The organism is Azospirillum brasilense (assembly GCF_008365405.1).
Classification (GTDB): Bacteria; Pseudomonadota; Alphaproteobacteria; order Azospirillales; family Azospirillaceae; genus Azospirillum; species Azospirillum brasilense_D.
Map to the genome: position 1 here is coordinate 62,527 of NZ_QOKV01000015.1, position 21,514 is coordinate 84,040.

18 protein-coding genes are annotated in these 21,514 nt (G+C 70.4%); 5 read left to right on the forward strand and 13 right to left on the reverse strand.

The annotated features are described in order from the left end of the window. Positions 1–48: 48 nt before the first annotated feature. Both DS837_RS21095 and DS837_RS21100 read right to left on the reverse strand, forming a co-directional pair. Positions 49–621 carry a biliverdin-producing heme oxygenase gene (locus DS837_RS21095; RefSeq protein ID WP_149166547.1) on the reverse strand — a complete coding sequence of 191 codons (573 nt, stop codon included), beginning with the start codon at positions 619–621 and terminating at the stop codon, positions 49–51. Positions 622–663: 42 nt separating this feature from the next. After that, complete coding sequence (locus tag DS837_RS21100) at positions 664–2,523, reverse strand: ABCB family ABC transporter ATP-binding protein/permease (protein WP_149166548.1); 1,860 nt, start codon at positions 2,521–2,523, stop codon at positions 664–666. 244 nt (positions 2,524–2,767) lie between these two features. Between DS837_RS21100 and DS837_RS21105 the strand changes: the two genes are divergently transcribed. Then, entirely contained in the window at positions 2,768–4,834 is a 2,067-nt protein-coding gene (locus DS837_RS21105) for a methyl-accepting chemotaxis protein (RefSeq protein WP_149166549.1), read from the forward strand. Positions 4,835–4,963: 129 nt separating this feature from the next. Here the strand turns inward: DS837_RS21105 and DS837_RS21110 are convergent, their stop codons facing one another. From DS837_RS21110 to DS837_RS21120, 3 genes are all read right to left on the reverse strand, one after another. Beyond that, on the reverse strand, positions 4,964–5,425 hold the full coding sequence (locus tag DS837_RS21110) for an SH3 domain-containing protein (RefSeq protein WP_149166550.1): 462 nt from the start codon (positions 5,423–5,425) through the stop codon (positions 4,964–4,966). Between the two features lie 133 nt (positions 5,426–5,558). Further along, complete coding sequence (locus DS837_RS21115; RefSeq protein ID WP_211102372.1) at positions 5,559–5,897, reverse strand: AzlD domain-containing protein; 339 nt, start codon at positions 5,895–5,897, stop codon at positions 5,559–5,561. Continuing rightward, on the reverse strand, positions 5,894–6,622 hold the full coding sequence (locus DS837_RS21120; protein ID WP_149166551.1) for an AzlC family ABC transporter permease: 729 nt from the start codon (positions 6,620–6,622) through the stop codon (positions 5,894–5,896). Before DS837_RS21120 ends, DS837_RS21115 begins: the two co-directional genes overlap by 4 nt. 208 nt (positions 6,623–6,830) lie before the next feature. Between DS837_RS21120 and trhA the strand changes: the two genes are divergently transcribed. Next, positions 6,831–7,490 (forward strand): PAQR family membrane homeostasis protein TrhA, encoded by a 660-nt coding sequence (trhA, locus tag DS837_RS21125; RefSeq protein WP_149166552.1) that lies wholly within the window; start codon positions 6,831–6,833, stop codon positions 7,488–7,490. Between the two features lie 52 nt (positions 7,491–7,542). On the opposite strand, the gene clpB is transcribed toward trhA, so the two are convergent. Then, positions 7,543–10,173 (reverse strand): ATP-dependent chaperone ClpB, encoded by a 2,631-nt coding sequence (gene clpB, locus DS837_RS21130; RefSeq protein WP_149166553.1) that lies wholly within the window; start codon positions 10,171–10,173, stop codon positions 7,543–7,545. A gap of 238 nt (positions 10,174–10,411) precedes the next feature. Between clpB and DS837_RS21135 the strand changes: the two genes are divergently transcribed. Further along, complete coding sequence (locus tag DS837_RS21135; protein ID WP_149166554.1) at positions 10,412–10,954, forward strand: NUDIX domain-containing protein; 543 nt, start codon at positions 10,412–10,414, stop codon at positions 10,952–10,954. A gap of 57 nt (positions 10,955–11,011) precedes the next feature. After that, positions 11,012–11,806 carry an MOSC domain-containing protein gene (locus DS837_RS21140; RefSeq protein WP_149166555.1) on the forward strand — a complete coding sequence of 265 codons (795 nt, stop codon included), beginning with the start codon at positions 11,012–11,014 and terminating at the stop codon, positions 11,804–11,806. 96 nt (positions 11,807–11,902) lie between these two features. On the opposite strand, the gene DS837_RS21145 is transcribed toward DS837_RS21140, so the two are convergent. Both DS837_RS21145 and prmC read right to left on the reverse strand, forming a co-directional pair. Continuing rightward, on the reverse strand, positions 11,903–12,340 hold the full coding sequence (locus DS837_RS21145; RefSeq protein ID WP_149166556.1) for a DUF4167 domain-containing protein: 438 nt from the start codon (positions 12,338–12,340) through the stop codon (positions 11,903–11,905). A 287-nt stretch (positions 12,341–12,627) separates the two neighbouring features. After that, on the reverse strand, positions 12,628–13,482 hold the full coding sequence (gene prmC, locus DS837_RS21150) for a peptide chain release factor N(5)-glutamine methyltransferase (protein WP_149166557.1): 855 nt from the start codon (positions 13,480–13,482) through the stop codon (positions 12,628–12,630). A 119-nt stretch (positions 13,483–13,601) separates the two neighbouring features. On the opposite strand from prmC, the gene DS837_RS21155 reads away from it, so the two are divergent. Then, complete coding sequence (locus tag DS837_RS21155) at positions 13,602–13,982, forward strand: endonuclease domain-containing protein (protein ID WP_149166558.1); 381 nt, start codon at positions 13,602–13,604, stop codon at positions 13,980–13,982. A gap of 12 nt (positions 13,983–13,994) precedes the next feature. Here DS837_RS21155 and prfA read toward each other — a convergent pair whose 3' ends face one another. The 5 genes from prfA to ptsP all read right to left on the reverse strand — a co-directional run bounded on the left by prfA (position 13,995) and on the right by ptsP (position 21,514). After that, positions 13,995–15,068 carry a peptide chain release factor 1 gene (gene prfA / locus DS837_RS21160; RefSeq protein ID WP_149166559.1) on the reverse strand — a complete coding sequence of 358 codons (1,074 nt, stop codon included), beginning with the start codon at positions 15,066–15,068 and terminating at the stop codon, positions 13,995–13,997. Next, the gene (gene hemA, locus DS837_RS21165) at positions 15,043–16,356 is read right to left on the reverse strand and encodes a glutamyl-tRNA reductase (RefSeq protein ID WP_149166560.1); all 1,314 of its coding nucleotides are present in this window, start codon (positions 16,354–16,356) and stop codon (positions 15,043–15,045) included. The genes prfA and hemA overlap by 26 nt, the downstream gene beginning before the upstream one ends. Positions 16,357–16,469: 113 nt before the next feature. Further along, entirely contained in the window at positions 16,470–17,621 is a 1,152-nt protein-coding gene (gene ispG, locus DS837_RS21170) for a flavodoxin-dependent (E)-4-hydroxy-3-methylbut-2-enyl-diphosphate synthase (RefSeq protein ID WP_149166561.1), read from the reverse strand. 118 nt (positions 17,622–17,739) lie between these two features. Then, a complete protein-coding gene (locus tag DS837_RS21175; protein ID WP_247890057.1) occupies positions 17,740–19,032 on the reverse strand; it encodes a helix-turn-helix domain-containing protein in 1,293 nt (430 codons plus the stop codon). A gap of 178 nt (positions 19,033–19,210) precedes the next feature. Beyond that, entirely contained in the window at positions 19,211–21,514 is a 2,304-nt protein-coding gene (gene ptsP / locus DS837_RS21180; RefSeq protein WP_149166562.1) for a phosphoenolpyruvate--protein phosphotransferase, read from the reverse strand.

The window sequence follows — 21,514 nt, forward strand, 5'->3', positions numbered from 1 at the left end:
GAAGCCTCTCATCGATCACTGGGTCGATCCGCCATCGCTCGTCAACACTCAGGCGGCCTTCGCGACCAGCCCGTCCAGCCAGACCTCCAGCGCGGCGAACAGGGCGACCGCCGTGGCGCAGGCCGCCTGCGCCGACTCGGGTGCGTCCAGATCGCTTTCCAGCCGGGCGAGCAGCGCCTTCCAGCGGCCGGCCATGTCGATCCCGGCCGAGGCCAGGAAGCGCGCCCCGCGCGTGGCGTCGAAGCCCAGCGCGCGTGTGACGTTGGGCAGCATCGCCCGCCCGCCATGGGCGGAGCCGTCCAACACGTAGCGCGCCGCCAGCCGCGCCGGCAGGCCGTCCAGCGCCGGCAGCGACCCGGCCACCGGCAGGGCATCCGCGTCCACCCCGAGGTCGGCCAGATCGGCGCGCAGCAGGTCCAGCCGTTCGGTCCCCTCGCCCAGCGCCCGCTCGCCCAGCGCCCGCTCAATGGGGGCGTTGAAGCCGTGCAGGGCGATCAGGGCGTCGCGGTACTCGTCCACCGTGATCGACGGGCTGGTCAGCGGGCGCAGCACCGCCGCCCGGTCCAGCCGTTCATGGATGTCGCGGGTCGCCTCGCGCAGCGCCTGCCGTACCGGTCCCAAAGGGATGCTCCGTCGTGATGATGGGATGAGGTGGGAAAGGGCTCAGGTGGGGGCAAGGACTTCCGGAACCGGCTCCGGCCCCTGGGAGGATTCCTGCTGCCGCGCCCACAATGCGGCATAGGCGCCGCCGCGCGACAGCAGTTCCATGTGGCGCCCCCGTTCGATCACACGCCCGGCCTCCATCACCAGGATCTCGTCGGCGTCGATCACGGTGGACAGGCGGTGCGCGATGACCAGCGTGGTGCGGCCGCGGCTGACCTCGCGCAGGTTCGCCTGGATCTCCCGCTCGGTGTGGGTATCGAGCGCCGAGGTCGCCTCGTCGAACAGCAGGATCGCCGGGTTCTTCAGGATGGTGCGGGCGATGGCGACGCGCTGCTTCTCGCCGCCGGACAGCTTCAGCCCGCGCTCCCCCACCGTGGTCTCGTAGCCGTCGGGAAGCGCCATGATGAAATTGTGGATATGGGCCAGCCGCGCCGCCTGCTCGACCTCCGCCGGGCTGGCGCCGGGGCGGCCGTAGGCGATGTTGTAATAGACCGTGTCGTTGAACAGCACCGTGTCCTGCGGGACGATGCCGATGGCGCCGCGCAGCGATTGCTGGGTCACCGCGCGGATGTCCTGCCCGTCGATCAGGATGCCGCCGCCCGACACGTCGTAGAAGCGGAACAGCAGCCGTCCGATGGTCGACTTGCCCGCCCCGGACGGGCCGACGATGGCCACCGTCCGCCCGGCGGGCACGGTGAAGCTCACCCCCTTGAGGATCGGCCGCCGCGGGTCGTAGCCGAACTCCACCCCGTCGAAGCGCAGTTCGCCCCCCGTGATGGCCAGCGGGGGGGCACCCGGCCGGTCGGCGACCTCGCGGTCCACCGACAGCAGCGTCACCATCGACTCCACGTCGATCAGCGCCTGCTTGATCTCGCGGTAGACCACCCCGAAGAAGTTCAGCGGCTGGTAGAGCTGCAGCAGGTAGGTGTTCACCAGCACGAAGTCGCCCAGCGTCATCGTGCCGTTGACGATGCCGCGCGCCGCCATGCCCATGACCACCGCCAGCCCCAGCGAGATGATCGCCGACTGGCCGATGTTCAGCAGCGACAGGCTGCGCTGGCTCTTGACCGCCGCCTGCTCGTAGGAGGCCAGCGCCTGATCGTAGCGCCGGGCCTCGTGCCCCTCGTTGCCGAAATACTTGACGGTCTCGTAGTTCAGCAGGCTGTCCACCGCCTTGGTGTTGGCCTTGTTGTCGGTCTCGTTCATGGCGCGGCGGAACTGGATGCGCCATTCCGACACGAAGAAGGTGTAGGCGATGTAGCTTCCCACCGTGGCGAAGGTCGCCAGCGCGAACCAGCCGTCGAACATCCGCCACAGGATCACGCAGACCAGCGTGATCTCGACCAGCGTCGGCACGATGGAGAACAGGGCGTAGCGCAGCAGCGTCTCGATGGCACGGGTGCCGCGCTCCAGCGAGCGGGTCAGCCCGCCGGTCTGCCGCTCCAGGTGGAAGCGCAGCGACAAAGCGTGCAGGTGCTGGAAGACCGACAGGGCGACCTTGCGGATGGTGCGCTGGGCGACGTTGGCGAACACCGCGTCGCGCAGCTCCGCGAAGACCAGCGACATCACGCGCGCCAGACCATAGGCGACGATCAGCCCCAGCGGGATGGTCACCAGCGCCCCGGCGTCGCCTGGCGACAGGGCGTCCACCGCCCGCTTGTAGAAGAGCGGCACCCAGACGTTCGCCACCTTGGCGCCGACCAGCAGAATGAGCGCCACCACCACGCGCAGCTTCGTCTCGAAGGAATCATGCGGCCACAGATAGGGGACGAGCGAGCGCAGCGCCGCCATGTCGCCGGTGCTGGACGCGGCCTCCGCATAGGAGGGGGCCGGGCTGGGAGTGCTGGTGCGGCGGCGCATGGAGGGGTCCGGGAATTGGATCGGTTGCCAAAAGCGGCTGCCCTAAACTAGGGCCACTTGCGGTGCCAACCAAGGAAGACGGGCCGTGCGCCGGCTGCATGGCGGTCCACCGGAGCGTTTCCACACGGTTTGCGGGAATCCGTCTCCGAAAAATTGCACGCGGACGAAAGGATAAAACCGTATTAGACTTATTGTCTATCTCCGTTGGCGAGGGCTGCGGAGCGATTGCCGCATAGGGCCGAACGTGCTGAAAAATCTCTCCCTGACCGCCAAACTGTCCCTGCTGAACGTGCTGGGGCTGTTCATCCTGGCCATCGTGCTGACGCTGGCCTCCAGCCACGTGCTGAGCGACCGCAGCGCCGCCTCCGCGCAGGAGCAGCGGGAGCGCAGCATGGCGCTGGCCCACATGCTGCTGAAGCAGAACGGCGCCGACTACAGCCTGCGCGACGGCGCGCTGCATGTCGGATCGGTGCGGATCGACGGCGACACCCGCATGGTCGACCAGATCCGCGAGCTGACCGGCGGTGCGGCCACGGTGTTCCGCGGCGACACCCGCGTCGCCACCACCGTGCAGAACCCCGACGGCAGCCGGGCCAACGGCACCAAGCTGGGCGCCGGGCCGGTCTTCGACAGCGTCATCACGCAGCGCAAGCCCTACCGCGGCGAGGCCGACATCCTGGGCGAGCGCTACTTCACCTCCTACGACCCGCTGCTCGACGCCTCCGGCTCGGTGGTCGGCGTGCTGTTCGTCGGGCTGAAGCGGGCCGACGTGATGAGGGTGGTGGACGAGGTGGAGCGCACCATCCTGGTGGTGGCGCCTCTGGTCACCCTGGCCTTCGGTCTGGTCAGCTTCTTCCTGGTCCGCCGCCAGATGGGCGCGGTGCGGGCGATGAGCGCGAGCATGCACGACCTCGCCGCCGACAAGCTGGATGTCGCCGTTCCCGGCCTCGACCGCGGCGACGAGATCGGGCAGATGGCCCAGGCGGTGCAGGTGTTCAAGGACAACGCCATCCAGAAGAAGGCGATGGACGAGGCCGAGCGTGAGCGCCTGGAGGCCGAGCGTCGCGCCGACGAGGCGCAACGCGCCCGCGAGACGGCCATCGGCGAGGAGATCGCCGCGCTGATCGACGGCGTGTCGAAGGGCGACCTGTCGCGCCGCCTCGACCTGGCCGGCAAGGACGGCTTCTACCGGACGATGTCGGCGGGCATCAACCGCCTGACCGACACGGTCGAGGCGGTCATCGCCGACCTCGGCGCGGTGCTCAGCGCGCTTGCCCAGGGCGACCTCAACAAGCGGGTGCAGCGCGACTACGAGGGGGCCTTCCAGACGCTGAAGACCGATGTCAACGCCACCTCCGCCAAGCTGTCGGAGATCGTCGGCCAGATCACCCAATCAGCGGACACCATCGCCTCGGCGGCGGGCGAGGTCTCCATCGGCTCCTCCGACTTGGCGGAGCGGACGGAGCAGCAGGCCTCCTCGCTGGAGGAGACGGCGGCGAGCATGGAGGAGCTGGGGGCGACCGTGCGCTCCAACGCCGACAACGCCCAGCGCGCCAACGGCATGGCCGCCGACGCCCGCACCGCCGCGGAGTCCGGCGGCACGGTGGCGGACTCGGCGATCGACGCGATGAAGCGCATCGAGGCGTCGAGCCGCAAGATCACCGACATCATCGGGGTGATCGACGAGATCGCCTTCCAGACCAACCTGCTGGCGCTGAACGCGGCGGTGGAGGCGGCGCGGGCCGGCGACGCCGGGCGCGGCTTCGCGGTCGTGGCCCAGGAGGTGCGCAACCTTGCCCAGCGCTCCGCCCAGGCGTCCAAGGAGATCAAGGGCCTGATCCTGGACAGCGACGCCCAGGTGAAGGACGGGGTGGAACTGGTCAAGAAGGCCGGCGACGCGCTGGAGGGCATCGTGTCGGGCGTCCAGCAGGTCGCCGGGTTGATCGCCGAGATGGCCTCGGCGTCGAGCGAGCAGGCGGCGGCCCTGGACGAGATCAACGCCACCGTCTCGCAGATGGACGAGATGACCCAGAAGAACGCCGCGCTGGTCGAGGAAACCACCGCCGCCGCTCAGGCCATGGCCGGTCAGGCGAACGACCTGAAGGGGCTGATCGGCTTCTTCAAGCTGGACCCGCGCGCCGTGCCGGTCGCCGTTGCCGGCCCGCGGCATGTGGCGCCGGTGGTGCGTCCGGCCGCTCCGGCGTCCCGCCCGACCCGCGCCGCAGCCAAGCCGGCGGCTCGCGCGGTGGCCCATTCGGGCGCCGCGCTCAAGCGCAACGTCAGCGAGGACGACGACTGGAAGGAGTTCTGAGGGTCGAGGGCGGTCTCGCCCCCTCCCTAACCCTCCCCCGCTGACGCGGGGGAGGGAACTGCCGCCGCTTCGCAAAAGGCACCCTCTCCCGCGAGAGCGGGGGAGGGCCGGGGTGGGGGACCCCCCGCCTCAGTTCGCGATCGGCGTCGCCTCGATCTTGCGGCGCGGTGCGGCCTTGATCGAAGGGCCGGCGTTGTCCTCCGGTTTGGCGAGGGTGGTCGTCGTGCCGCGGGCGGTCTGGATGGGCGCGCTGCCGCGCAGGCGCAGCAGATGCATCCGCACATAGGCGGTCGACCCCACCGCCTGCACCGCCACCCAATCGGTGCCGCGGGCGCGGCCCAGAACCTTCAGGGGTTGGCCGGGCGGAAAGGTGGCGATGATGGGGGCACCGTTGCTCGGCTGCGACCGCAGCGCGGTGGTCTTGTCGGTTTCCCACTCGCCGGAGACGGTGTCGAGCCCGGCCGGAGAGGCGCTGGCGGTGCCCTGCACCACGGGCGCGCGGTTGGTCCGCTCGCCCGTCTGGCAGGCGGTCAGCATCACCGCGCAGACCACGGCGAGGGAGACGGGAACGAGGCGCAGACGTCTGGTCATCACGGACTCGGTTGGGTAGCCCTTTCGATCGGGCGACCATACAGGATGCGCCCCCACCCGCGCCACCGCGCCGCGGCAGAACGGCTATGCACTGTTTGTGGCAGGAAAGTGGCGCCGACCCTTAGCCCAGCCCTTACGCGAGGACGCCCAATTGCCAGGCGAAGAAGACGCCCAGCGCCACGGCAATGGTGAAGAGTTGCTTGCCCGTCACCACGCAGGCGAGCACGGCGGCCAGCGCGCCGACCAGCTGCGGGTTCCTCCAGGTCAGCTCCAGCCCCTCGCCGTTCGGGGACAGGATCATCGGCACGATGATGGCGGTCAGCACGGTCACCGGGACGAAGCCCAGCGCCTGCTTCAGCAGTGGCGGGAAGACCACCCGGTCGCCGAGCACGAACAGCGCCGCCTTCACGAAGACGGTCACCGCCGCCATGCCCAGGATCATGACGGTGTTGGTCAGGACGGTCCCGGTCATGCCGCTTCCTCCTCCCGCCGCCCGGCCTCCAGCCCGCCGGAGCGCCAGCGCTGCAGGGCCATCCCGACGGTGACGCCGGCCACCACGGCGGCCATCAGCCCCAGCTTGTAGGGCACGTCCTGCCCCAGATAGGCCACGGCCCCCGCCGCCACCGCTGCCGCGAAGTTGGGCAGGCTGGCGAGCTGCGGCACGACGATGGCGATGAAGGTGGCGACCATCGCGAAGTCGAGCCCCAGCGACTGGAGCTGTGGGAAGGCCGCGCCGAACAGCAGGCCGACCAGGGTCCAGAACTGCCAGTTCGCGTACATCGACAGGCAGGAACCCAGGAAATACCAGTGCCCCAGCGGCGCCCGCGGATGCCGGGCGTAATAGCCGGCCATCACCGCGAAGGTCTCGTCCGTCAGGAAGAAGCCCAGCGTCCAGCGCCAGCGCGCCGGCAGATGGGCGACGTGCGGCAGCAGCGTGGCGGCGTAGAGGGCGTGGCGCAGATTCACGATCAGGGTGGTCAGCCAGATCACCGCCAGCCCGGCGTGCCCAGCCACCAGCCCCAGCGCGATGAACTGGCTGGAACCGGCGAAGACCGAGAGGGACATGAGCTGCCCCTGCCACGCCACCAGCGGCCCGGCGGCCACCAGCGTGCCGAAGATCACCCCGAAGGGCGCCGCGCCGATGACCATCGGCAGGGTGTCGCGGGCGCCGGCGGCGAAGCTGGATCGTCTGGTCATGATCGTTCTGAAGTGTCTTCTTGAACCGGTCCGTGGAACCGCGTCGGGCTGCGGACCATAGCGCTGCGACGGCCTGCCTGCCCGCCTTTTATTGTCCGGGAGACAAGTCCATCCGCCCCGCCCAACCCTGCGGGGTTAACGATTCCGATGGGGTGGAGTGCCGGGGGGAGGGCTTTCCATCCGCCCGGCTTTCCGGCAGGCTGGTTCCATGAAACCCGATTCCTGCTTCGAGTTTCCCGTCCACACGGCGGGGGAGCGTGTGGCGGACGCGGTCATCCACGCCATCGGCGTGATCGCCGGCCTGATCGGCGCGTCCTGGCTGCTGGTCGTGACGGCGGGCCATGCCTCCGCGACCGAGATGGTGTCGCTGGTCGCCTACGGCGCCGGGCTGGTCGGCATGCTGAGCGCGTCGGCCGCCTACAACCTGGCCCCGCCGGGGCGGCGCAAGGCGATGTTGCGGCGGGTCGATCACGCGATGATCTATGTGATGATCGCCGGCAGCTACACCCCCTTCACCCTGAACCGGCTGGATGGCGCCGCGGGACTCCCGCTGGGCGTCGCGGTGTGGGTGGTGGCGCTGGGCGGCGTGGCGCTGAAGCTGTTCGCCTCCTGGCGGTACGAACGGCTGGGCTTCGTGCTCTATCTCGGCCTCGGCTGGGCCATCCTGTCGGTGGCCGAACCGCTGTGGCGGTCGCTGTCCCCGACGACGCTGATCCTGCTGGCGGTCGGCGGGGTGGTCTACACGGTGGGGGCCTTCATCCACACGCTGGACCGCCTGCCCTACAACATCCCGGTCTGGCACGCGCTGGTCGTGGTGGCGGCCTCCTGCCACTTCGCAGCGGTGGCGCGGGAATTCGTGGTGACGTGACGAACGAGGGGCCTCGCGAAAGGCCCCCCGCCCGCATCATCAATGCACACCCTCAATGAACGGTGGTCACCGGCTGCGTCGCGGCGCTGCGCACCTGGGCGGAGACGAGCAGGCCGTTGATGGTCAGCTCGCCGCCTTCCGCCCCCACCTTGACCGTCTGGCCGTCGGCGACGCGGCCCTCCAGAATCATGGTGGCCAGCGGGTTCTGAAGCTCCCGCTGGATCACCCGCTTCAGCGGACGCGCGCCGTAGACCGGGTCGTAGCCGGCCTCGGCCAGCCACTGCGTCGCCGCCTCGTCCACCTCCAGCGTGATGTCGCGGTCGGCCAGCATCCTGACCAGCCGGCCGAGCTGGATCGTCACGATCCCGCCCATGTGGCTGCGGTCCAGGCGGTGGAACAGCAGGATCTCGTCCAGCCGGTTCAGGAACTCCGGCCGGAAGTGGGCGCGCACCACCTCCATCACCTCGTCGCGCACGGCGCCGCTGTCCTGGCCTTCCGGCTGGGCCGCCAGCACCTCGGAGCCGAGGTTCGAGGTCATGATGATGACCACGTTGCGGAAATCCACCGTCCGCCCCTGCCCGTCGGTCAGACGCCCGTCGTCGAGCACCTGGAGCAGCACGTTGAAGACGTCGGGATGGGCCTTCTCGACCTCGTCGAACAGCACGACCTGATAGGGCCGGCGGCGCACCGCCTCTGTCAGCGCCCCGCCCTCCTCATAGCCGACATAGCCCGGAGGGGCGCCGATCATGCGGGCGACCGAGTGCTTCTCCATGTATTCCGACATGTCGAGCCGGACCATCGCCGTCTCGTCGTCAAACAGGAACTCGGCCAGCGCCTTGGTCAGCTCGGTCTTGCCGACGCCGGTGGGCCCAAGGAACAGGAAGGAGCCGATCGGCCGGTTGGGGTCCTGCAGGCCGGCGCGGGCGCGGCGCACCGCGTTGGACACCGCCACGATGGCCTCGTCCTGGCCGATCACGCGGGTCTTCAAGCGGGTTTCCATCGCCAGCAGCTTTTCCCGCTCGCCGGCCAGCATCTTGTCCACCGGCACGCCGGTCCAGCGGCTGACCACGGCGGCGATGTCGCTGTCGCGCACCTCCTCGTTCAGCATGCGGTTGGCGGCGTGGGCCTCCGCCTCCTTCAACCGCTTCTCCAGGTCCGGGATGACGCCGTAGGCCAGCTCGCCGGCGCGGCCCCAGTTGCCGTCGCGCTGGGCCTGCTCCAGCTCGGTGCGGGCCTTCTCCAGGTCCTCCTTGATCTTCTGCGCGCCCTGGAGCTGGTCCTTCTCGGCCTGCCACTTGGCGGTCAGCTCGGCGGATTCCTGCTCCAGGTCGGCCAGTTCGCCTTCCAGGTTGGCGAGCCGGGCGCGCGAGGCCTCGTCGGACTCGCGCTTCAGCGCCTCCCGCTCGATCTTGAGCTGGATGATGCGGCGGTCCAGCTCGTCGATGGTCTCCGGCTTGCTGTCCACGGCCATGCGCAGGCGGCTGGCCGCCTCGTCGATCAGGTCGATGGCCTTGTCGGGCAGGAAGCGGTCGGTGATGTAGCGGTTCGACAGGGTCGCCGCCGAAACGATGGCCGCGTCGGTGATGCGCACGCCGTGGTGCACCTCGTAGCGCTCCTTCAGGCCGCGCAGGATGGAGATGGTGTCCTCCACCGTCGGCTCGGGCACGAAGACGGGCTGGAAGCGCCGGGCCAGCGCCGCGTCCTTCTCGATGTGCTTGCGGTACTCGTCCAGCGTGGTCGCGCCGACGCAGTGCAGCTCGCCGCGCGCCAGCGCCGGCTTCAGCATGTTGGAGGCGTCCATGGCGCCATCCGCCTTGCCGGCGCCGACCAGGGTGTGCAGCTCGTCGATGAAGACGATGATCTCGCCCGCCGCCGCCTGGATCTCCTGGAGCACGGCCTTCAGCCGCTCCTCGAACTCGCCGCGGTATTTGGCGCCGGCCACCATGCCGGCGAGGTCGAGCGACAGCAGCTTCTTGTTCTTCAGCCCTTCCGGCACGTCGCCCTTGACGATGCGCTGGGCGAGTCCCTCGACGATGGCGGTCTTGCCGACGCCCGGCTCGCCGATCAGGACGGGGTTGTTCTTGGTGCGGCGGGCCAGCACCTGGATGGTGCGGCGGATCTCCTCATCGCGCCCGATGACGGGGTCGAGCTTGCCCTCGCGCGCCGACTCGGTCAGGTCGCGGGCGTATTTCTTCAGCGCGTCGTAGCCCTGCTCGGCGCTGGCGGTGTCGGCGGTGCGGCCCTTGCGCACCTCGTTGATCGCGGTGTTCAGCGCCTGCGGGGTGACGCCCGCGCGCTTCAGCACGGCGGCGGACGGCGTGCCGTCGGCCATGGCGAGCGCCAGCAGGATGCGCTCCGCCGTGACGTAGCTGTCGCCGGCCTTCTTGGCGACCGTCTCGGCCTGCTCGAACACGCGGGACAGTTCCGGCGTCAGGTACACCTGCCCGGCGCCCGCGCCCTCCACCTTGGGCTGCTTGTCCAGCTCGGCGTCCACACCCGACAGCGCCAGGGCGGGGTCGCCGCCGGCCGCACGGATCAGGTTGGCGGCCAAGCCTTCCTTGTCGTCCAGAAGGGTCTTCAGCAGATGTTCCGGCGTCAGCCGCTGGTGGCCGCGCCGCAGGGCCAGGGTCTGCGCCGCCTGCACGAAGCCACGGCTGCGCTCGGTGTATTTTTCGAAGTCCATGGTGTGCTCCCTTCATCGCCGACCGTCCGCGAGGCAGCCCGGTCAGTCCGATCCACGTTACCAGTGCGATCCGCAAGGATGCATGCGTCGCCGTAGATGTGGGAGAGTCCCATCCGTATGCAAGACCCCCCGGTATGCGTGGTTATTGCTTTTGTCGGACCCGCGCCGAAAGGGTGGCTTTCCGCGGCCCGTGGGAAAAGGCTAGGGTTTTCGCCCAATGCCACGGACTCCCGCCTTCATGACGGCCACGCCCACCAGCACCCCGCGCGCCCCTTCGCCCAAGGCACTGCGACCCGCCCTGACCACCCCTCTGATGCGGCTGGCCTGGCACGGCCGCAACATGTGGCATTGGGTGGCGCGCCCGCTGACCATGGGGGTGCGCGGGATCATCCTCGACGACTCGGACCCTGGAGGCGGCGCGGCCTCGGTCCTGCTGATCCGCCACAGCTACGTCGGCGGCTGGCATTTCCCGGGCGGCGGAGTCGGAAAAGGGGAGTCCCTGGTGGAGGCCATGAAGCGCGAGGTGCGCGAGGAGGTCGGGTTGACCGTGGAGAGCGGCCCGCAGCCCTTCGGCGTCTACGCCCGCTTCCGGCACGGGGCGAGCGACCATGTGGCGGTCTTCGTCGCGCGCGGATGGTCGGGAACGCTCCAGGCCGACGGGGTGGAGATCCTGGAGGCGCGCTTCTTCCCGCTGGACCGGCTGCCGGAGGACACCTCCCCCGCGACGCGGCGGCGAATCGCCGAGTTCCAGGGTCGGGAGCCTTTGGCCGAGCGCTGGTGACGGTTTTCGATTGCGACGGTTGACAGAAGCGAACCGGTCCCACCATTGTGCGATGCAATGCCCGCGACCGTCGCCACCATACGCCGCTACCCCGTGAAGGGGTTGAGCGGCCAGGATCTTCCCGCCGTTGACCTCGTCACCGGCCAACCCCTCCCCTTTGACCGGCGCTTCGGCCTTCTGCACGGCCCGGCGGCGCTGACCCCGGATGTCGAGGGCTGGCGCCCCAACGAGGATTTCTTCACGCTCGACCGGAACGAGAAGCTGGCGCTGCTTGACTCCGAATTCGACGAGGCCACCCAGTCGCTGATCATCCGGCGCGGCGGCAAGCAGGTGTCGCGCGGGCGCCTGGACCAGCCGATGGGCCGGATGCTGGTGGAGCAGTTCTTCGCCGCCTATCTGGCGGGGGCAGCTCCCGGCCTGCCCAAGCTGGCCGAGGCCAGGAACCCGGCGCAGGGCGGCGGTTTTTCCTTCACCGACCGGGAGGAGGCCGCGGTCTCCATCCTCAATCTCGCCAGCGTGCGCGATCTGGAGGAGCGGGTGGCCAAACAGCCGGTCGACCCGCGCCGCTTCCGCGCCAACCTGATGATCGACGGGCTGGAGCCCTGGGTGGAACGCCAGTGGATCGGTGCGTTGCTGACCATCGGCGAGGTCACCCTGCGCATCTGCGACCACAAGGATTGCCGGCCCTCCAGCGAGGTCAATCCGGCGACCGGCGCGCGCGACCTCAACACGCTTCCCATTCTGGAGCGCGGTTACGACCACACGCAGTGCGGCGTCTATGCCCGGGTGGTGCATGGGGGCCGGATCGCGGTGGGCGACCCGGTGGCGCTGGCCGAAGGCCTGCCGGCCTGAAAAACACGCTATCCTGAAATCCGTCAGGCCTGAAGCCGGCCAGCCCTGAAACCGCGAGTCGCCGGCCTCAGGACTGACGGACATCGGGTAGTCGTATCAGGCGCTCATCGGGGTGCGTTCGTCGGCGGCGGTGTCGGACTCGTCGCCCATCTCGCCGTCGTCCTCGTCCTCCGCCGAATTGCCCACGCTGGGCTGCGGGCCGAGACCAGCGGCGCCGACGTTGCCGCGCTGGCGGTTTTCGGATTCCTGGATCTGGTTGATGATGCGGAAGTAATGCTCCGCATGCTGAAGGTAGTTTTCCGCCTGGACGCGGTCGCCGGACGAGGAGGCGTCGCGGGCCAGCGCCAGATACTTTTCATGGACCTGCCACGCGTTGCCGCGGATGCGCACGTCCGGACCATTGCTGTCGAAGGTCTGGTGACGCAGCGGAACGTTCTGCCGACGGCTGCCACCGCCGCCGCCGCCGCCACCTCCGCCACCACCGCCGCCGTTGCCACGACCGCGCGAGCGCCTGGAGTTCGGTCCTTGTCTCATTTGGCTCTTATGGCCCCATGTAAGAGAAGTGCAATCCCGCGAACGCCCTGGCTGACCATCCGGTCGCCGGGCCCGCCGCGGAACCAACCGCGGATGGGTCGCAGGGATCAAATCGACGCGCCCAACCGATCAACCGGTCTGCCTTCTCGGACGTCCGCCCAACCGCGCGGGGTTTCCGGAGGTCATGGGTACGCCCTGGGATGATCGTCCCCGGGCCATCGTCGTCCTTGCACCCTACTGGGGACCGCGCGTCAATCCAACCTTTTTTTTGGGGGGATGGGGCGAAATCACGACCGCTTCCACCCCAGGACGCAGCGGTCCACGCCGCCCAGATCCCGGAAGACGCCCGCCGGCTCCAGTCCCGCGGCGACCAGCAGCCCGGCCACGTCCGCCGCCTGCCCCTGCCCGACCTCTAACCCGGCCAGACCGCCCGGCTGGAGCAGACCCGGCGTCTGAGCGGCGATGATCCGGTAGGCGTCCAGCCCATCGGCGCCGCCGTCCAGCGCGCGCAGCGGGTCGTGTTCCCGCACCTCCGGATCGAGCGCGGCGATGTCGGCGCTGGGGATGTAGGGGGGGTTGGAGACGATGACGGCGAACCGTTCGTCCAGCCAGGCGCCCCAGTTGCCGGTCTGGAAGCGCGCCCGCTCCGCCAGCCCGTTGCGCGCCGCGTTTTCCGTGGCGGCGGCCACCGCGCCGGGGCTGAGATCGACGCCGAGGCCGCTGGCGTTGGGCAACTCCGCGAGCAGGGCGAGCAGGATGCAGCCGGTGCCGGTGCCGAGGTCGAGCAGCCGCAGCGGGGCGGTCCGGTCGGGCAGGGCCTTCAGCACCGCCTCGACCAGCGTCTCGGTGTCGGGACGGGGTTCGAGGGTGTCCGGGTTGAGGGCGAGGTCGATCGTCCAGAACTCGCGATGGCCGAGGATGCGCCCCACCGGCTCCCGCGCCGCCCGCCGCTCGATCAGGGCGAGGACCCGGGCCGCGTCGGGCTCCGGGACGGGGTCGTTGGCCCGGGTGAACAGGTCGTGGCGGGTGACGCCCAGCGCGTGTTCGACGAGAAGGCGCGCGTCGAGGTCGGGAGTGTCCACCCCGGCTTCACGCAGGCGCGCCTCGGCGGTGCGGCGGAGTTGGTGAAGCGTGATGGTCATGGCCCCCTCCCCAGCCCTCCCCCGCCGTTGGCGGTGGAGGGAGCTTGAACGCTGCGTCGCTTTGTTCCCTCCACCGCGCAGCGGGGGAGGGTTAGGGAGGGGGCGAGAGGTTGCCCGCCATGCCCCGCATCAAGGAAGACACGCGCGCCCGCGCCCGAACCATGCGCCATGTTCCGACCGACGCGGAGCGCAAGCTTTGGGCGATTGTGCGGCGTCAGATCAGTGGATGGTACTTTCGGCGTCAGCACCCGATCCCTCCCTACATCGCGGACTTCGCCTGCGTCGAAGCGCGGCTGGTGGTTGAGGCGGACGGCGGCCAGCACGCCGACTGCGCCTACGACTCCGCCTGGGACGAGCATCTTCGGCACCATGGCTGGCGGGTCCTGCGCTTCTGGAACAACGACGTGCTGAACAACGCGGAGGGCGTGGCGCGCATGATCGGCGACGCGCTCGGCCCCCTCCCCGACCCTCCCCCGCCGTTGGCGGTGAAGGGGGAATAGACAACCCACCGCTTATTGCAGCTCCGACAGCCGCGCCGCCTCGTCCTCGGCCGTCAGGGCGTCGATCAGCTCGTCCAGCGCCTCGCCGGCCATCACCTTCTCGATCTTGTAGAGCGTCAGGTTGATGCGGTGGTCGGTCACGCGCCCTTGCGGGAAGTTGTAGGTGCGGATGCGCTCTGACCGGTCGCCGGAGCCCACCTGGCTCTTGCGGTCGGCGGCGCGGGCCTTGTCCTTCTCCGCACGCTCCCGCTCGTAGAGGCGGGCGCGCAGCACCTTCAGGGCCTTGGCCTTGTTCTTGTGCTGGCTCTTCTCGTCCTGCTGGCTGACGACGAGGCCGGTCGGCAAGTGGGTGATGCGCACCGCGCTGTCCGTCGTGTTCACCGACTGGCCGCCGGGACCGCTGGAGCGGAACACGTCGATGCGCAGGTCCTTCTCGTCGATGTGGATGTCCACCTCCTCCGCCTCCGGCAGCACCGCGACGGTCGCGGCGGAGGTGTGGATGCGCCCCTGCGTCTCGGTCGCCGGCACCCGCTGCACGCGGTGGACGCCCGACTCGAACTTCAGCCGGGCGAAGACGTTGCGGCCGGTGATGTTGGCGATGGCCTCCTTGTAGCCGCCGATGCCGGTCTCGCTGACCTCCATCGTCTCGAAGCGCCAGCCCTGGAGCCCGGCGTAGCGGCGGTACATCTCGAACAGCTCCGCGGCGAACAGGGCCGCCTCGTCGCCGCCGGTGCCGGCGCGCACCTCCAGAATGGCGTTCTTCTCGTCCGCCTCGTCCTTGGGCAGCAGGGAAATCTGCACCCGGCGCTCCAGGGCGGGGATGCGGCGGGTGAGGTCGGCGAACTCCTCCTCGGCCAGCGCCTTCATGTCGGCGTCGCCCGCCGGGTCGGCGATCATACCGGCGAGGTCGGCCGCCTCGGCCTTCGCCTTCTTCAGCTCTCCGATGGCCTCGGCCACCGGGGTCAGGTCGGCGTATTCCTTCGACAGCCGGGCGAAGTCCGCCGGGTCCACCGTCCCCGCCGCCATCGCGTCCCGCAGCTCGTCATGGCGGGCCACGACCCTATTGAACTTCTCGTCCAGGCTCACGTCGCTCGTCCTTATCCAAATCGCTCCCGGCGGGCTCGTCCAGCCGGAACAGCCGGAACAGCAGCCGTTCCGCCGCCGCCCGCTCCGCCAGCCCGGCCCCGTCCGGGTCCGCCGCCATGGCGCGCAACGCCTCCGACGGGCCGTGCAGCAGCCGGTTGACCAGAAGCCGCGTCGCCGACGCCGCGTCCAGTCCCCGCTGCTCGTCCAGCAGGCGCCGCCGCTCCGTCTCGAAATGCGTCCGCAGGGCCGCCACGGCGGGCACCGCGGCGCGCTCGGCCCGGTGGCGGGCGAAGGCCGCCAGGGCCTCGTCCACGATGCTCCAGGCCGCCTGGGTCGCCGCCTCGCGCCCCACCCGTCCCTGCAGCGCCACGCGCTCCAGGTCGGCGAGGTCGTAGACGAAGGCCTCGTCCAGCCCGGCGACGTCCGGATCGACGTCGGCGGGGATCGCCGCGTCCACCACGAACACCGGGCGCCGGCGGCGGCGCTTCAACGCCGCCCCCAACTGCGGTGCGGAGAGGATATAGCGCCCCAGACCCGCCGCGGTCACCACGATATCCGCGCTGGTCAGCGCCGAATCGAGATCGGCCCAGGGCGCGAAGTGGCTGTCCATGCGCCGCGCCGCCGCTTCGGCCCGGCGATCCACCGGGGCGGCGACGGTCAGCCGCCCCAGCCCGGCCTCGCGCAGGCCCTCCAGCACCAGGGCGCCCATGTCGCCCAGCCCCATCAGCAGGCCGGTGCAGCGCTTCAGGTCGCCGTGCAGGTCGCGCGCCACCTGGACCGCCGCGGCGACCAGCGAGGTGGCGCCCTCGGCGATGGGCGTCTCGCGGCGCACCCGCTTGGCGGCGCCGTAGGCGGCCTGGAGAAGCCCTTCCAGCTCCGGCCCGGTCAGCCCGGCGGCGGCGGCGTGGCGGTGGGCGGCCTTGACCTGCCCCAGGATGTGCGGCTCACCAATGATCTGGCTGTCGAGCGAACAGGCGACGGCGAAAACATGGCGCACCGCCGCCGGCCCGGTCAGGGTGTAGAGCTGCCCGGCGAGGTCGGGCTCGCCCAGCCCCACCCGTTCCGCCATGATCCTGGCGATGATCAGCGCCGCCTCGTTCGGGCGCTCGTGGACCGCCTGGACCTCGACCCGATCGCAGGTGCTGAGCCACATCGCCTGGGTGATGCCGGCGGCGTTCAGCCGCTCCAGCATCGCCGGAACCTCCGCCTCCTCCGTCGTCAGACGGTCGCGGATCGCGCCGGAGCAGGACCGGTGGCTGGCGCCGATGACGAAGTAGGAAGCGGTCACTCTGACTCTGGCCCAGGCCGCGGCACGGCCCACAAGAATGATAGGATTGCCGCGGATTTAAGCACGGATGGCACGGAGCGTCCTTAACTCAATTTCCGCCCGCGCCGCTTCCGTCACTCGGCGGCGTTTTCCGCCGCTTTTTCCGCCGCCTTGGCCGACTCGATCTTGGCAGACTCGATCTCGGCGGCCTTCTTCTCGACCAGCCCGACGAGATGGTCGACGATGTTCTGGTCCTTCAGCCGATGGTCGGTGACCCCGGACAGATAGACCTGATGGGTGTTGTTGCCGCCGCCGGTCAGGCCGATGTCGGTCTCGCGCGCCTCGCCGGGGCCGTTGACCACGCAGCCGATGACCGACAGGGTCAGCGGCGTGGTGATGTGGGCCAGCCGCGCCTCCAGCGTCTCCACCGTCTTGATGACGTTGAAGTTCTGCCGCGCGCAGCTCGGGCAGGAGATGACCGTGACGCCGCGCCGCCGCAGGCCCAGCGACTTCAGCATCTCGTAGCCGACCTGGACCTCCTCCGCCGGCTCGGCCGACAGGGACACGCGGATGGTGTCGCCGATGCCCGACCACAGCAGCATGCCGAGCCCGATGGACGACTTCACCGTCCCGGCGCGCAGGCCGCCGGCCTCGGTGATGCCGATGTGCAGCGGATAGTCGCAGGCCTCGGCCAGCCCCTGGTAAGCGGCGACGGCCAGGAACACGTCGGACGCCTTCACCGAGATCTTGAACTCGGTGAAATCATGGTCCTCCAGGATCTTGGCGTGGTTCAGGGCGCTCTCGACCAGCGCCTCCGGGCAGGGCTCGCCGTACTTCTCCAGCAGGTCCTGCTCCAGCGAGCCGGCGTTGACGCCGATGCGCATGGAGCAGCCATAGTCCTTGGCCGCCTTCACCACCTCGCGCACCCGCTCGGCCGAACCGATGTTGCCGGGGTTGATGCGCAGGCAGGCCGCCCCGCTCTGCGCCGCCTCGATGGCGCGCTTGTAGTGGAAATGGATGTCGGCGACGATCGGCACCGACACCTGCGGCACGATCTGCTTCAGCGCCAGCGCCGATTCCTGGTCGGGGCAGGAGACGCGCACGATGTCGGCGCCCACCCGCTCCGCCGCCTGAATCTGCGCCACCGTCGCGGCAACGTCGGCGGTCGGCGTGTTGGTCATCGTCTGCACCGAGATCGGCGCGTCGCCGCCGACGAGCACGTTGCCCACCCGGATCTGGCGGGACTTGCGGCGATGGATCTGGCGGTAGGCGCGCACGCTGCTCATGGGCTGTGGCCTCGGGGCATGAATCGGGTCCGGCGCGTCTTATAGCGCAGCCGGCGTCACGCCTGAAGTGCGGTCCGCCGCGCCGGATTCAAGGGAAAAAGCCGTGAATGCCCCGTCTTCAAGGGGCGGGGGCCGCGCCGCGCAGGGTCGGGGCGTGCTGGTCCAGCGACACGTCGCGCAGCACCTGCCCGACCGCCCCCATCGGCGCGCCGTCCACCCCGTCGGTGACCACCACCAGCCCGCCGGCGTTGCCGGTGCGCACGCGGATGCCCGAACGGTCGGGCACGCGGTAGACGTCGCCCGGCTTCAGCACGCGGGTGAAGATGATCTCGCCGCTGTTGTCGCGCACCTGGATCCAGCTGTCCTGCGTGGCGCGGAGCTGGATGCGCGAGGCCGCGTTCTGCGTGCCGTAGACCTTCGACGGCAGCGCCCCGTCCGCGGCGGGCGGAGGCGCCGCGGGGGCGGCGGGCGGCAGGCTGGCGATGGCCGGGGCGGCGGGGGTGAGCGGGGTCGGCTCCTGCGCGGCGCCTTCGGACTCGTCGTCCTCGGCCGGGGGCGGCGGGACGTTCACCATGGCCGACGGCGCGGCGGCCGGAGCGGGAGCCGGGGCCGCCGTGGGAGCGTTCGGCTTGGCGGGAGCGGCCGGTGCCGGCTGGGCGACCACCGCCGCAGGGGCCGGGGCGGGCTTCGCCGGAGCCGAAGAGACGGGGGCCGGGGCGGTCGGGGCCGGAGCGGCGGGAGCCGGGGCCACCGGAGCGGGCACCGCCGTGGACGCTCCACCGGCCGCAGGCGGGGCGGCCACCGGAGGCGCGGACGGAGCCTCCGCCATCACGGTCGGGACGGACGCCGGAGCGGCGGGCGACTCGACCGGCACCGACGCGGTTTGCCCGCCGCTGTTCTGGCTGGCGTTGAAGGGCAGCGTGTCGAGGAGCGAGACCAGCCGGTCGGGCAGGGTCGGGACCAGATCGACCATCGACCGGTCGGTCGCCGACAGATAGTACCAGCCGCCATAGACGATCCCCGCCAGCACCATCGTGCCGAGCAGGACCGTGCCGCCGGGAATGCGGCCTTCCGGCGCCGGGGTCGGGAAATAGAGCTGCTGGCTGCGCGTGCGGCCCGCCGCCTCGTCCTTGTAGCGGGTGAGGATGGTGTCCGGGTCGAGTCCCAGGCATTCCGCGTAGGAGCGCAGGAAGCCGGCGGCGTAGGTGGTGCCCGGCAGGTCCTCGAACCGGCCCGCCTCGATGGCCTGCAGGTAGGGATAGCGGATGCGCAGCATCGTCGCGACCTCGCGCAGGTCGTAGCCGAGGCTCTCGCGCGTCTCGCGCAGGGTGTCGGACACGCTGGGGCCGGTCTGCGCCGGGCCGTCCTGCGCGGGGTCGTAGGAACCGAAAACCTTGCGCTTGCCCATCATCTCAACCGTACCGTCGCCTCGGATGACTTATGGTCGCACCCCCGGCATGGGTACGCCAGCCGCGCGGTCGGCGCAACCGGGAACGACCGTGATCCTGCCATCTTGTATACGCCCTTCGTCCGGACCGCTGTAACAAAACGCCGATACCGGGGATGATTCCGGAACGGTCGGCGCGGCCTCAGATGATGACGCCGTGGTCCTTGGCGAAGCTGCGCAGCTTGTCGCGCAGACTGTGGTCACCGCGCAGATACAGCCCGTTCATGTACTGGCGCAGCGCCGCCACGTCGAGCGAGCGCAGCATCGTCTTCACCGGCCCGACCGAGGGCGGCGACATCGACAGGCTGCGGAAGCCGATGCCGATCAGCGCCATGGCGTCGAGCGGCCGGCCGGCCATCTCGCCGCAGATGCTGACCGGGACGCCGGCGTCGCCGCAGGCCTCGACCAGCCGCCGCAGCAGGCTGAGCATGGCCGGAGACAGCGGGTCGTAGCGGCCGGAGGTGCGCGGGTTGCCGCGGTCGCTGGCGAAGATGTACTGGGTCAGGTCGTTGGAGCCGACCGACAGGAAATCCACCCGCGGCAGCAGGGCCGGCAACTGCCAGAGCAGCGCCGGCACCTCGATCATCGTGCCGACGCGCACGCGGCTGGGCGGCTCGCCGCCCTGGCCCTCCAGCCGGTTGATCTCCAGGTCGAGCAGGCGGCGGGCGGCGTCGAACTCCGCCACCTCGGCGATCATCGGGAACATCACCGACAGTGGGCGCCCGGCGGACGCCCGCAGCAGGGCGCGCAGCTGCTGGCGCAGCAGCGACGGGTGGTCCAGCCCGATGCGGATGGCCCGCCAGCCGAGCGCCGGATTCTCCTCTCCCTCGCTGGCGGCGATGTAGGGCAGCATCTTGTCGCCGCCGACGTCGAGCGTGCGGAAGACGACCGGCTTGTCGTCGGTCTGATCGAGGATGCGGGAGTAGAGGTCGGTCTGCGCGTGGACGTCCGGGTAGGTGGAGCGCACCATGAAGGGGATTTCGGTGCGGTAGAGGCCGATCCCCTCCGCCCCGCTGGCCTTCAGATGCGGCAGGTCGATCAGCAGGCCGCAGTTCAGCTGGATGGAGATCGGCACGCCGTCCCGGGTGACGGAGGGCTGCGCACGAATCTTCTCGTACATCTCCTCCTTGCGGGCGCGGAGCGCCACAGCCTCCACGAAGGCCATCTGGATGTCTTCCGCCGGGCGGACGAAGGCCTGCCCATGGTCGCCGTCGACGATCACCGGGTCCAGCGGCTCGATCCGGTTCAGCGCGTCCGGCGCCTGCACCACCGGGATGTTCAGCGCGCGGGCCACGATGCAGACGTGGCTGGACGGCGAGCCCTCCTCCAGGATCACGCCGCGCAGGCGGCGCTGGTCGTAGTCGAGCAGTTCCGCCGGCCCCATGGACCGCGCGACCAGGATGATGTCGTCCGGCAGGGTGCCGCCGTCCGCCGCCTCCGACCGGCGCCCGGCGAGGTGCTGGAGCAGCCGGTTGGTCAGGTCCTCCAGATCGAGCAGCCGTTCACGGATATAGGGGTCGGTCAGGTGGCTCATGCGGGCGCGGGTGTCGTTCTGCACCTGCTGCACCGCGGCCTCCGCCGTCAGGCCCATGCGGATCGCCTCGCGGATGCGCGACAGCCACCCGCGGTCCTCCGCGAACATCCGGTAGGTTTCCAGGATGTCCTTGGGCTCGCTCAAGCCCGCCAACGCCGCCGCGTTCAGCAGGTCGTCGATGGCGCTGTGCATGGTGGCGATGGCGGTGTTCAGCCGCACCAGCTCGCTCTCGGCGTCCTCGGCGACCATCTGGCGGATGGTGAGCTGCGGGCGGTGGATCACCGCCATCCCCGTCGCCAGGCCGCTGGCCAGCGCCGTGCCCGACAGGCGGGCCGGCAGGAGCGCCGGGTCGCCCGTCGAAGCGACCTCCTGGGGGTTGACCAGCTCGCCCTGGGCGACCAGTTCGGCCACCACCATGGCGATGGTCTGGAGCGTCTCGACCTCGACCTCGGTGTAGCGGCGGCGGTCCTTGTGCTGGATGACCAGGACGCCGCGGACCTTGCCGCCGCGCAGGATCGGCACGCCGGCCAGGGACAGGAACGGGTCCTCCCCCGTTTCGGGGCGATAGGCGAAGCTGGGGTGCGACGGCGCGTTGTCCAGCGCGATGGGCCGCGCGTGGCCGGCGATGTCGCCGACGATGCCCTCGCCCACGCGCAGGCGGGTGTTGTGCACGGCGTCCTGATTCAGGCCGAGCGTGGAGAACAGCTCCAGCACCTCGCCCGCCCGCATGACGTAGCAGGAGCAGACATCCGCCCCCATCTCCATGCCGATCAGGGTGACGATCTTGTCCAGCCGCTCCTGGCCGGAGCCGGAGCCCGCCATGACGTCGCGCAGCCGCGCCAGCAGGCGGCGCGAGGCGGCGCCGTCGAAACCCGGCGAACTGGCGGGGATGTCGCCCACGACGCCGTTCAT